Origin of the sequence: Chryseobacterium sp. Mn2064, from assembly GCF_049319685.1 — a bacterium.
GTDB lineage: Bacteria > Bacteroidota > Bacteroidia > Flavobacteriales > Weeksellaceae > Chryseobacterium.
On sequence record NZ_JBMOUE010000001.1, the window covers coordinates 927,318 to 939,467 of the forward strand.

General features: G+C 37.0%; 10 protein-coding genes. 8 read left to right on the top strand and 2 right to left on the bottom strand.

What is annotated here, in order from left to right:
- Positions 1 to 13: 13 nt before the first annotated feature.
- The 6 genes from ACL9RH_RS04025 to ACL9RH_RS04050 all read left to right on the top strand — a co-directional run bounded on the left by ACL9RH_RS04025 (position 14) and on the right by ACL9RH_RS04050 (position 6,052).
- Positions 14 to 823, top strand: coding sequence for an SDR family oxidoreductase (locus tag ACL9RH_RS04025; protein WP_422692053.1), 810 nt, complete (start codon positions 14 to 16; stop codon positions 821 to 823).
- A 305-nt stretch (positions 824 to 1,128) separates the two neighbouring features.
- Positions 1,129 to 1,491: a glyoxalase gene (locus tag ACL9RH_RS04030; protein ID WP_422692054.1), complete on the top strand. Its 363-nt coding sequence runs from the start codon at positions 1,129 to 1,131 to the stop codon at positions 1,489 to 1,491.
- A 9-nt stretch (positions 1,492 to 1,500) separates the two neighbouring features.
- Complete coding sequence (locus ACL9RH_RS04035; RefSeq protein WP_422692055.1) at positions 1,501 to 2,001, top strand: endonuclease V; 501 nt, start codon at positions 1,501 to 1,503, stop codon at positions 1,999 to 2,001.
- A gap of 148 nt (positions 2,002 to 2,149) precedes the next feature.
- Positions 2,150 to 3,325 (top strand): acetyl-CoA C-acyltransferase, encoded by a 1,176-nt coding sequence (locus ACL9RH_RS04040; protein ID WP_422692056.1) that lies wholly within the window; start codon positions 2,150 to 2,152, stop codon positions 3,323 to 3,325.
- Between the two features lie 230 nt (positions 3,326 to 3,555).
- Positions 3,556 to 4,866: a GEVED domain-containing protein gene (locus ACL9RH_RS04045; RefSeq protein WP_422692057.1), complete on the top strand. Its 1,311-nt coding sequence runs from the start codon at positions 3,556 to 3,558 to the stop codon at positions 4,864 to 4,866.
- Positions 4,867 to 5,233: 367 nt separating this feature from the next.
- Entirely contained in the window at positions 5,234 to 6,052 is an 819-nt protein-coding gene (locus ACL9RH_RS04050) for a GLPGLI family protein (protein WP_422692058.1), read from the top strand.
- Between the two features lie 71 nt (positions 6,053 to 6,123).
- On the opposite strand, the gene ACL9RH_RS04055 is transcribed toward ACL9RH_RS04050, so the two are convergent.
- Complete coding sequence (locus ACL9RH_RS04055) at positions 6,124 to 9,465, bottom strand: DEAD/DEAH box helicase (RefSeq protein ID WP_422692059.1); 3,342 nt, start codon at positions 9,463 to 9,465, stop codon at positions 6,124 to 6,126.
- 146 nt (positions 9,466 to 9,611) lie between these two features.
- On the opposite strand from ACL9RH_RS04055, the gene ACL9RH_RS04060 reads away from it, so the two are divergent.
- Together ACL9RH_RS04060 and ACL9RH_RS04065 are read left to right on the top strand one after the other, a co-directional pair.
- A complete protein-coding gene (locus ACL9RH_RS04060) occupies positions 9,612 to 10,409 on the top strand; it encodes an SDR family oxidoreductase (RefSeq protein WP_422692060.1) in 798 nt (265 codons plus the stop codon).
- 98 nt (positions 10,410 to 10,507) lie between these two features.
- On the top strand, positions 10,508 to 11,422 hold the full coding sequence (locus tag ACL9RH_RS04065; protein WP_422692061.1) for a helix-turn-helix domain-containing protein: 915 nt from the start codon (positions 10,508 to 10,510) through the stop codon (positions 11,420 to 11,422).
- A 47-nt stretch (positions 11,423 to 11,469) separates the two neighbouring features.
- Here the strand turns inward: ACL9RH_RS04065 and ACL9RH_RS04070 are convergent, their stop codons facing one another.
- Positions 11,470 to 12,087 (bottom strand): GNAT family N-acetyltransferase, encoded by a 618-nt coding sequence (locus tag ACL9RH_RS04070; RefSeq protein WP_422692062.1) that lies wholly within the window; start codon positions 12,085 to 12,087, stop codon positions 11,470 to 11,472.
- Positions 12,088 to 12,150 lie beyond the last annotated feature (63 nt).

The window sequence follows — 12,150 nt, forward strand, 5'->3', positions numbered from 1 at the left end:
AAAATTTATACAAATGAGAACAATTTTTATGACCGGTACCTCTACCGGATTAGGAAAAGCAGCTGTAAAACTTTTTTCTGATAAAGGATGGAAAGTAATTGCAACCATGCGTAAACCTGAAAACGAAGAAGAGCTGAATCAGTTGCCTAATGTGACTTTGATGGCTCTTGATGTTACAAACAGTGAACAGGTAAAGCAAGTTGTTGCTGAAGTTATTTCAAAATTTGACGTAGATGTTGTGTTCAATAATGCAGGATATGGCTTGGCGGGTCCTTTTGAAGGAGCTGATGAAGATCAGATTTTCAGAAATATCAACACCAATTTATTAGGAGTGATGAGAGTTACACAAGCTTTTATTCCACATTTCCGTAGTAAAGGACAAGGAATGTTTATTTCTACAACTTCCATTGGAGGATCTGTTACTTTCCCGATGAATTCTGTATATCACGCTACTAAATTTGCCGTAGAAGGATGGAGTGAAAGTTTGGCATATGAGCTGGAACCTTTCGGTATTACAGTAAAAACAGTTGCTCCGGGCGGTATTACCACAGATTTTGCAGGCAGAAGTCTGGATCTTTCCAAACACGAAGCTTATGACGAGATGTTTTCCAAAATATATACCGTTTTTAGTAATCCTGAAAGGCGTGCATCTTATTCAAGTGCAGAGCAGATTGCCGAAGTTGTGTACGAAGCAGCAACTGATGATAAAGCGCAGTTGAAATATATTGCAGGAAATGATGCCAAAGATCTTTTTGCATTAAGAAATGCAGTAGGACAGGACGGTTTCCATAAAGAAGTTAAAAATATTTTTCTGGGAGAATAATAGCAGATCTCTGAAATTCTGAAAGCCTGTAATGTAATTTTACAGGTTTTTTTCGTTAGAATTAAATATCTTTACTGATCTATAAAATGAAGAAGATCATTCGTACATCGAAAAGATTTCACGGATAGAGATTTGTCTAAAGGAAGCAGACTTTCAAGTTCAGGATTAGATTCCCTTTTCCAAAGTTTTAAACTTTGATAAGGGGAAATTATCAGACGCTAGTCTGGTTTGAAGAAAAACAAAACCCAGGCAAAAGAATATGGTAAACTTGCATTGACTGAAAAAAACTTGAAAATAAAAATACTATGATACCAAAACTGAAATCCATTCGTCCTTTTATAGGAGCACAGAATTTTGACATAAGCCGAAACTTTTATAAAGATCTTGGTTTCGAAGAAGTTCCTTTAGAACCAAAACTTTCACTGTTTAAAAAACAGGATATCGCTTTTTATCTTCAGGACTATTATGCCAGAGACTGGGTAGATAATACCATGATTTTTATTGAAGTGGACAATACAGATCAATTTTGGCAAAACCTTCTTGCTTTAGACCTTACCGAAAAATATGAAAACGTAAAGCTGACTCCTGTAAGGACGATGGATTGGGGAAAAGAATGTTTTGTACATGATCCGTCAGGAATTTTATGGCATTTTGGAGAATTTTTTTAGAAAAGAAGTATGATTTACGCGTTTGATACCTATTATTATGAAGAGTATGCCAATACAGTATGTCTGGCATTTGAAAATTGGACATCTGAGAAAGAGACCGAAGTTTTTGTAGAAGAAACCGATGTTAATTCTGAATACGAAAGTGGAGCGTTCTACAAAAGAGAACTGCCATGTATTTTGAGTCTTTTGAGCAAAATAACTTTAAAACCAGGTGATATTATTATCGTTGATGGTTATGTAACCCTTGACAATGAAGGAAAAATGGGCCTTGGAGGACATCTTTACGAAGCTTTGAAGGAACTGTATACTGTTGTTGGGATTGCTAAAAATGGTTTTAACTCTGAGGATTCTCAAAGGAGAAGTGTACTTCGGGGAGAAAGTAAGACTCCTCTTTTTTTAACAGTAAAAGGCGCAGATGTAGACGAAATACAATCAAAAATTGAACAGATGCACGGTGCTTTCAGAATACCGACTTTACTGAAAAAGCTCGATCAGCTAAGCAGAGAATAATCATAAAAGGTCTTACAAGGAAGAGTAAGACCTATTTTTTATCATAAATAATACCAATCGGTATATTTTGTTTATATTTGTTAATATGATATTTAAAAACATTTTAATCGAAAATATACCATAGTATTTAATAAAATTCAATGAAATTATGAAAGATGTATTTATAATTGCCGCTAAACGCACCCCTGTTGGAGGATTCATGGGAAGTCTCTCGGGTTTTACAGCACCTCAGTTAGGAGCTATTGTGATACAGAACGCCTATGAAAGTATCCAACTGGCCCCGGAAAATATAGACAGTGTGTATATGGGAAATGTACTGAGTGCAGGAGTGGGGCAGTCACCTGCCAGACAAGCTGCTATTTTTTCTAATATTCCTGTAGAAAAAGATGCGACTACCATTAATAAAGTTTGTGCTTCAGGAATGAAAGCTGCGATGATTGGTGCTCAGCAAATTCAGCTGGGGCTGGAAAATATCGTCATGACCGGTGGTATGGAAAGCATGAGCAATGTTCCTCATTACACTTACCTGAGACAGGGAAAAAAATTGGGAGATATGAGCCTCACAGACGGATTGATTAAAGATGGCTTATGGGATGTCTATAATGACTTCCACATGGGAAGTGCCGCAGAGCTGGGAGTAAAAAAGTATGGACTTACAAGACCGCAGCTTGATGAATATGCTTTACTTTCTTATCAGAGAGCTCAAGAGGCTACTGCCAACAATAAATTTCACAATGAGTTGGTGAATATATCCATTGAAGGTAAAAAAAGTACAATTCTTGTAGATAAAGATGAAGATATAGATAAACTGATCCCCGGAAAAATCGCCCTTTTAAAACCAGCTTTTGAAAATGACGGTTTCCTAACTGCCGCTAACTCAAGCAATCTTAATGATGGAGCCGCTGCTATTGTTCTCGGTTCTTCAGAAGCCGTTCAAGAGTATAATCTGAACCCGCTTGCCAGAATTGTTGCCTATGCAGACGCAGCACAGTCCCCGGAATGGTTTACCACATCACCTTCTGTAGCGATTAATAAAATATTGAAAGAAACAGGTTTAAGCATCTCAGATATTGATTATTTTGAAATCAATGAAGCCTATTCCTCTGTGATTTTATCCAATCAGCAGATTTTGGGTTATCATTTGGACAAAGTGAATGTATACGGTGGAGCAGTGGCATTGGGACATCCTATTGGTGCTTCAGGAGCCAGAATTATTGCTACATTGGTTAATGTTTTACGCCAGGAAGGTGGTAAATATGGTATCGCCGCAATATGTAATGGCGGTGGTGGCGCTTCAGCTATTCTTATCGAAAACATAGGCTAAACGTAAAGCAAAGTATTACTGGTAAACAATCTAAAGCGAAAAACTGTCATTCTTAGATCAGATAAGGGTGGTAGTTTTTAATATTTTTATATTGAAAATTAATCACATGATTTGTTGATACTTATAGATTAAATTGGATGTAAATATTAATAAACTGACAAATATCATTACATTCTTATTTTTATTGATTCTAAATAAATATAAATTTATCTCAAGAAATTTGAATATAAATGAAGAAACTAACTACCTTTTATGCTGTAGTGCTCTGCTCACTGATGAATGCTCAGATACAATACTGTATGCCTGCATTCCAGTACGGAGCCGACAGCAACATGATTAGTAATGTAACCTTCGGGAGCATTAATAATTCATCATCAACCAATTCCGGGAATGCACAGATTTATGAGAACTTTACGACAATCTCTACAGACTTGCAGCCAGGAAATACATATCCGATATCCGTAAAAGGTCCGTCAAGTACCTTTCCAAGTGATGTAGTGGTTTTTATCGATTTCAACCAAAATGGGAACTTTGATGATGCCGGAGAAAGTTTCTATTTAGGAAGAATAGGAGCGGCCAATCCTGCCAATGCTCAAACAGTCAGCGGTTCCATTTTGATTCCGGGGAATGCTGTAAACGGAAGCACAAGAATGAGAGTTCTTAAAAACACGAATGTTGCAGCCTATTCAAATCCCAATGCCCCCAATTCTATCAATTCAGCCTGTGATTCAAGCTTAAGAGCAGGACAAACTGAAGAATACACCGTTAATATTATAGGAAATACGATCAATTTTCCAGCCCCTTATTGCGGTACTCAGGATATAACGAGTCTTACCGTAAGCGAGATTGGTGAAGTAGAATTTGCAGGAATCGTTAATAACAGTGTGATTGATGGAAATTCAGACGTTCTTGAAAACTTTACAAGCGTTATCTTCAATGTCAACCGGGGAAACGATTACCCTATTAAAGTAGTCGGAGGAACCCATGGGCAAACAACCGTATCGGCGTATGCTTACATCGATTTTAATCATAACAACGTATTCGATAGTAATGAAGTATTCAACTTAGGATATCTTGATAACTCCGATCCGGTCGCGGGTCATCAATCCGGGGTCGTTTTGGGCAATATTACCATTCCTATGAATGCCTTGCTTGGACAAACCCGTTTCAGGCTGGTAAAAGCCTATGAATCGAACTCGTGGATGGGCACGCTACAAAACCTTCCATGCCCTCAAGGGTGGTTTATAGGCCAGGTAGAAGATTATACCATCAATGTACAGCTGGAAAGCCTTTCAACACTGGAAGTTTCTAAAGATTCATCAGCTAAAGCACAAATTTATCCTAACCCAGTTTCTGGTTCGGCAACGATCAGAGTAAAAGAAGGTGTAGAGAAGTATGAAGTGTACGCTGTATCAGGACAAAGAGTTCTGGAAGGAAATTCCGTCACCGTTAATATGGAAAAACTGGTTCCGGGAACTTACATGATCAAAATTATAACAAAAGATAAAAAAGTAATCACCGAAAAAGTGATCAAAAAGTAAAACACATATCTAATCATATCCATATCAATTTTTGTTTTTTATCGGCAGGTTCTATCCTGCCGGTTTTGTTTTTTTGATACTTTCTGAAAAGCTTTATTTAAGAGGATTTTAACTAAAGTAAATCTAAAATGCTTAATTGTTAAATTTTAAAAATAAGTATTAACATTTAGTTCAAAAAATTAGTAAAACTTTATCATGTTCGGGTTTTGAGAAGTTCAGAAATAGCAAGTACTTTTACAGCAAATTTTTAATGATGATCGTATGTAGTGAATGATTTTTTTAATTAGAGTTTACTTTTTAAATGGAGACACGAATGTAGATTCATAATTGAAAGAATTTTCACTATAACGATGATAAACCTAATACCATGAAAAAAACAATTTTTCTTGCAGTTTTGGCTGCAGGGCTCTGGGCAAAGGCTCAAACTCATCGGTTTATTTACGATGTGATGTATAAAAAAGAGGAAGGATCAGAATTTTTGACAAAAGAAAACTTCCATCTTGACATTCACCCAGATAAAACCGATTATTACCAAAGAGATTTCTTTATTGCTGATTCGTTGATTTCCAGGAATATTCAATTTCCTAAAGATACTAAACTCAATACCTCTTCCATCGTTTCGCACAAAATCGGAGAAGAACTTTATGATGAATACGATCTCTTGGAAAATACCATTTTAAAGCTTCAGACCAAAGATTCCCAAAAGTGGAAACTAACAAACGAAAACAAAAAAGTTAAAGATCTTGTCTTACAAAAAGCAACGACTCATTTTGGCGGAAGAGAATGGACTGCGTGGTTTGCCAAAGAGATTCCTTTTCAGGAAGGACCGTATAAGTTTCATGGGCTTCCGGGGCTTATTGTAGAACTGTATGATGATAAGAACAATTATAAATTTGAATTGGTAAAATCCACCAAGCTCGATAAACCTGTGAAAAATATGTTTATTGATATGGCCAAGCAAAACGGAGTTTCTACCACTTGGGATAAATATAAAACGACAAAACTGGCCTATTACGATTCTCCCATCAATTTTTTAAGAAATGGAAACCAGGCAGATCAGTTCTTTCTGAATGACGGAACTAAAGTAAACCCAGCCAACAGAAGGGAAATCAATGAAAGATTGAGAGAAAACATCAAAAAATACAACAATCCTATTGATCTGGACAGGAAAATTAATTACCAGTAAAATAAACAATTGCCACGAATATCTTTTACACATGGAAAGACATTCGTGGCAAATATTTTTAGAAATAATACTTATGAATCAGACTCTAATAAGTCCATCAGATCCTGTTTTGACAATCCCTGAAACTTTGTTCCGTCACTTTTAAGCAGATTCTGAGCCAGTTGCCTCTTTTTCTTTTGTAGCGTAAGAATTTTTTCTTCCACTGTATTGGAACATATCATGCGGACTGCAATTACATTTTTGGTTTGTCCTATACGATAACTGCGGTCTATAGCCTGATTTTCAATCGCAGGATTCCACCATGGATCTACGAGATAGATATAATCAGCCTGGGTAAGATTCAGCCCTACACCTCCTGCTTTTAAACTGATCAGAAATACCCTGATGTCTTGATTGTTCTGAAAATTAGCCACCTTTTCACCACGGTCTTTGGTTTGTCCTGTCAGATATTCAAAAGCAATACCATGTTTTTCCAATTCGGCTTTAATCAGATCCAGCATTCCGACAAATTGAGAGAATACCAGGATTTTGTGATCTTTAGACTTTCCGAGGATCTGCTCTGTTAAGATGTCTATTTTCACAGAATGTTCCCCGGAGTATCCTTCCTTAATGAGAACAGGCGAATTACAGATCTGACGAAGCCTTGTAAGCCCTGTAAGAATGTGAATACTGTTCTTGTTCAACTCATCATCGTCATTAGCTGCAATATACTCGCGAAGTTCTTTTTCGTAAGCATCATAGATCCGGCGCTGTTCAGCATTCATTTCGCAGTAGATCACCGTTTCTGTTTTCTCTGGAAGTTCTGTCGCAACCTGTTTCTTGGTTCTGCGGAGAATAAAAGGCTTTATTTTTTGTTGAAGCTCCAAAGCGCGTTTGCTGTATTCAAACTTGTCAATCGGAATCGCGTAAATATCTTTAAAATACTGTTTACTTCCCAATAGTCCTGGGCAGGCAAAAGAAAGTTGGCTGTAGAGGTCAAAAGTACTATTTTCCACAGGGGTTCCTGTCAGTACAATTCTGTTTCTGGAGTGAAGCAGACGGGCCGCTTTATACCGTTCCGAATTTGGATTTTTGATTGTTTGGGATTCATCTAGGAAAATATAGCCGAAGGTAAAGGTTTTCAGAAAGCGAATGTCGGAAAGCAACATTCCATACGTCGTTAAAACTACATCATAATCAGACATATGAGTGGTGGTCTTGGGTCTGTCTGCTCCATAGTGCAACAACACTTTGACGGAAGGGGCAAATCTGCTGATCTCTTCCTGCCAGTTGAAAAGAAGCGAAGTCGGAACTACAACGAGATGAGTAGAATGTCCTCGTTTTTCCTTCTGAGACAAGATAAAAGCAATGATTTGAATGGTTTTTCCCAACCCCATATCATCGGCCAGACAACCTCCGAAATTGAATCCATCAAGAAAGCTCAGCCAGTTGAGTCCCTCATGCTGATAATCTCTTAATTCTGCCTTTAAACCCGCCGGAACAGCAACAGCGGGTATCTTTTTGATCTTTGAGAATTTTGAGAAATAGGTGCTGATTTCATTCTGAACTTCTTTACTCAAAACTTCTTTTTCGAAAAGAGAAGATATTTCCGTGAAATTGATTTTTGGAATTTTTAAAAGTTCCTCATCAATCTCTCCAGCCTGAAAATAAGCCGCTATTTTTTCCATCCATTCCTCTGGAAGAATTCCTAAGCTGCCATCATCCAATTGAACGAATTTACTTTTATTGCGAATCGTTCTGTGGAGTTGTTTTAATGTAGCCTCTTTTTGCCCGAAACCTACCTTTAACTGAGCATTGAACCAATCCAGTCCGCTGGTAATCTGTATGTTGATCTTTGCCCGGTGAGGGCTGAGTTTGTTGTTTTTTAATTCATTGAACCCTAAAATCGTAACGCCTTCACTGCGCCAGTTATCAAATGCTTCAAGAAACCAGTTGTTATCCAGAAACTTATCTCGGTGGAGATAAAAATACTGATATCCGTCCATCTGTTCCTCAAAATCAGGATGCTGTTGCATAATCAGCGAAGTGAAACGGGCTTCTGCTGCATCATTTCTTTCTATTTTGAATGGATTGCCATTTTGGTCCGTATCAAAAATCTGCTTTCTTGAATAAACCGGAACTTCAACATCTCCATATTTCATGACCGGGGTAATTCCGATATAATTTTCCTGCTGACGGAGATAAACTACTTTTTCTATCTGATAGTTTTTATCTTTAAGCTGTGCTTTTGTTGCAGGCTGTATATGGCTGTAATTGATATTGATACGTTCTTCAAGTGTGTGAAGAATATTGCGCATGAAATCTTCATATTTTGAAGAATGAACAAGCAAAATCTCATTATTGGCTTTAAAAAACCTGATGACTTTAAGCATGTCAGGATGATTTACAAAGCTGAAAATGTTTTGGTTATATACAAAATACTCATTTCTGAGAACAATATTTTTGAAAGGGACAGAAACGTCATTCAATTGTAATTCTCCTGTTATTTCATAAAAAGGATCTTTCTTAAATACAGATAGTTGTATATCTGCATCTAAAGTGTTAAGTTGAGTAGGAGTAAGAGACTTTGAAGACACCGTTTCAGCAATTTCACGGTCGTGATAGTACACTTCCAATGCAAGAGGATTCTGTACAATAAGTTTCAAAGCTTCAAGTTCCGCAGGATTATAATCTTCGTTATAGTTATTTTGGAAGGTCATAATTGCAGTAAAAAATTTTATTTCCTGAGGCTTTTCAGCTTTCCATATCAATTGCATGGCATCTACTGGGGTGACAGGGTTTTTAATCTTGCCAGTTTGGGTTATTTCCGCTTCCATCAGAGAGAATACCAGATGATTGTAATAGCGGTGTTTACCCATGACCAAAATCTGTTTTTTGCCTGTTTCCAATAATGAAAGTTCTTCCAGTTTGGATGGATGCTGAGGAAGAAGATCTCTTTGAAACATCTGTTCGTCCATAGGAATCATTTCCTTGATCTTAGGAATGATTTCAATTTTTCCTTCAATGTATTTAACCTGGAAATACAAATCCAGATTAGATTCATGCTCCATGCCATATATTTTGGCTTTCGGAATAATGGTTTTCCTGCGGAGATCATCATCAAAGAAGACAAGAAAGTTCTTTTTTTCCAGAATGGCATGAATAATTTCTGCCTGATGTGCACAAAGTTGACCTTCAGGGGCGTTACAGGTACAAGAGCAGAGCAGTGAGCGTCCAATCTTACTTATTGTGACAACAGGGAATTCCTGAAGTGAAGGTTTCTTAGTGAATATTCCTGTATTATTTTCGAGGTGTACAGGATCTATTTCATGAAAATCTCTGATACTGGTAAAGGCACTTTCAGTAGTATGTTTTAAGAGATCATATACGGAAAGTGTACTGATATTGATGTTTTCAAGAATATATTCGGCCATAAAAATTGATGAAGACAAACTTACAAAAAACAAATGAATGCGTTTGAGATGATCCATCCATTTTGGCTACAGGAAAATCCGTTTTGGCAACGTGGGCTTTTTTTCGAATACAGACCTTTGTCATGTAATTTTTAACAAAGAAAAAAATGAAAACAATTTTTATAACAGGTGCTTCTACAGGATTAGGAAAAGCAGCTGCCCAGTTATTCCAAAACAAAGGATGGAAAGTAATTGCTACGATGAGAAACCCTGAAGCAGCAGCTGATCTTGCCGCTTTAGAGAATGTAACAGTGCTTCCATTAGATGTTACAAACCCAGAACAGATCAAATCCACCGTAAAACAAGCTCTTGAGCTGGGTGATATAGATGTGGTTTACAACAATGCAGGATATGGGCTTATAGGTCCTTTGGAAGCTCTTGCGGATGAGCAGATTGTAAAACAGTTAGATACCAACCTATTGGGTGTTATTCGTGTTACTCAGGCGTTTATTCCTTATTTTAGAGAGAGAAAAGCAGGAATGTTTATTTCAACCACTTCTATTGGCGGTCTGATTGCATTTCCTTTAGGATCTACATACCATGCTACAAAATGGGCATTGGAGGGCTGGAGTGAAAGTCTTGCTTTTGAATTGAATAAGTTTGGAGTAGATATCAAAACGGTTTCTCCAGGCGGAATTAAGACAGATTTTGTTAGCCGTTCTCTGGATTCTGCAACAAGCCCGGCGTATACGGAAATGACAGATTCTCTGTTTTCAAAAATGGATGGGATGATGGAAGCCGCTTCTTCTCCGGAGCAGATTGCTGAGGTAGTATATGAAGCTGCTACAGACGGTAAAAAGAAGTTGAGATATTTGGCAGGAGAGGATGCTAAGGCTATATATGCACAGCGTCTTGAATTGGGAGATGAAGCCTTTAGAGAACAGTTTGGAAAACAATTCATCTAATCACATTTTCTCTCAAATTGTAGATGATCATAAAAGGTAGTATAAAGCATTGCAACATTATGCTGCCTTTTTCTGTCAAAATAGTTTAAATTTATAGTATGGAAAAGAAAGAAAATAGTCCTTTGAAAATTTCATCCATATCAGAACTTCATGATATGCTGAAACTTCCTAAACCGCTACATCCTTTGGTAAGCCTTGTTGATAATACAAAAATGGCGGTGAATAAGGATATGCTGAGACGGAGTTTTATTTTGAATTTTTATAAAATTTCCTACAAATATTCCACTGTAGGGAAAATGGGCTACGGTCAGGGCTATTATGATTTTAATGAAGGCGGAATGATGTTTACATCTCCGGGGCAGGTTCTTTCCACTGAGGAGAATGCTGAATACAGCGGATATACTCTGTTGGTTCATCCCGATTTTATAAGAAGTTATCCTTTGGCAAAGAATATTAAAAATTTTGGGTTCTTTTCTTATGATACGAATGAAGCCCTGCATCTATCTGACCAGGAAAAGAGCATCATTACGGGACTTCTGGACAGTATAACCAATGAGCTGAATACCTCCATTGATGAAGTCAGTCAGGATGTTATTGTGTCTTATATTGAAGTGTTGCTCAATTACAGTAATCGTTTTTATAAAAGGCAGTTTATTACCCGAAAAGCGGTGAACAGCGATTTGCTGACCAAGATGGATATGATCCTTGAGAACTATTTCAATAATCAGGAGACGTTAAATAAAGGACTTCCTACGGTAGATTTTCTTGCCTCGGAGCTGAATCTTTCTCCACATTATCTGAGTGATATGCTTAGGAATCTTACCGGGCAAAATGCTCAGCAACATATTCATGAAAAATTGATAGAAAAGGCTAAAGAATATCTTACGACAACCAGTTTTTCAGTATCGGAGGTAGCGTATGCGCTGGGATTTGAACATCCGCAGTCATTCAACAAACTATTTAAGAAAAAGACAGATGAAACTCCTTTGAGCTACAGACAATCATTTAATTAACATACCATGTCTTGTTACTTACCCGGCTTTTGCGCCGGGTATTTTTATTATCTGTGGAAAGGGAGTTGTTTTTCTTCGATTTGCTTGAGAATCATACTTTTTGAAGTTTCCCATTCTTCATCTAAAATACTGTAATAAGCTGCATTTCTTGTTGTTCCGTCATTCTGAATGCGGTCTTTTCTTAAAACTCCTTCCAATACCCCTCCAATCTTTTCGATGGCCTTTCTTGATCTGAAATTGGTATCTTTGGTTTTAAGCTGAACTCTGTTGGTCTGTAAAACTTCAAAACAATAGGTGAGCAGCAATAACTTACATTCTAAATTAATGGCTGTTCCCCAGTATTCTTTGGTAATCCATGTCCAGCCGATTTCTAATTTTTTGTCTGAAGGGTATATTTCAAAAAATCTGGTAGAGCCTATCAGTTTTCCCGTTTTTTTATGCTTTATGACAAAAGGATATTGATTTCCCGCTTCTCTTTCTGATAATGCCAATTCATAATTCTGATAAAAAAGAGGCTTTTCTGAGCAGTCTGTAGGAATTAACGTCCAAAGATCTTTATCGGCCGCAGCTTCATATAATTCTTCAAAATGATCTCTTTCCAAAGGAATAAGGTCAACATTTTTTCCTTCTAAAACGGTAGGGTAAGGAATCCATTTTGTCTTCATAAAAATATTTTGATAAGGTTAATAGATTGATGATTTGATTGTGGAATTTGCTATAGTTGAATA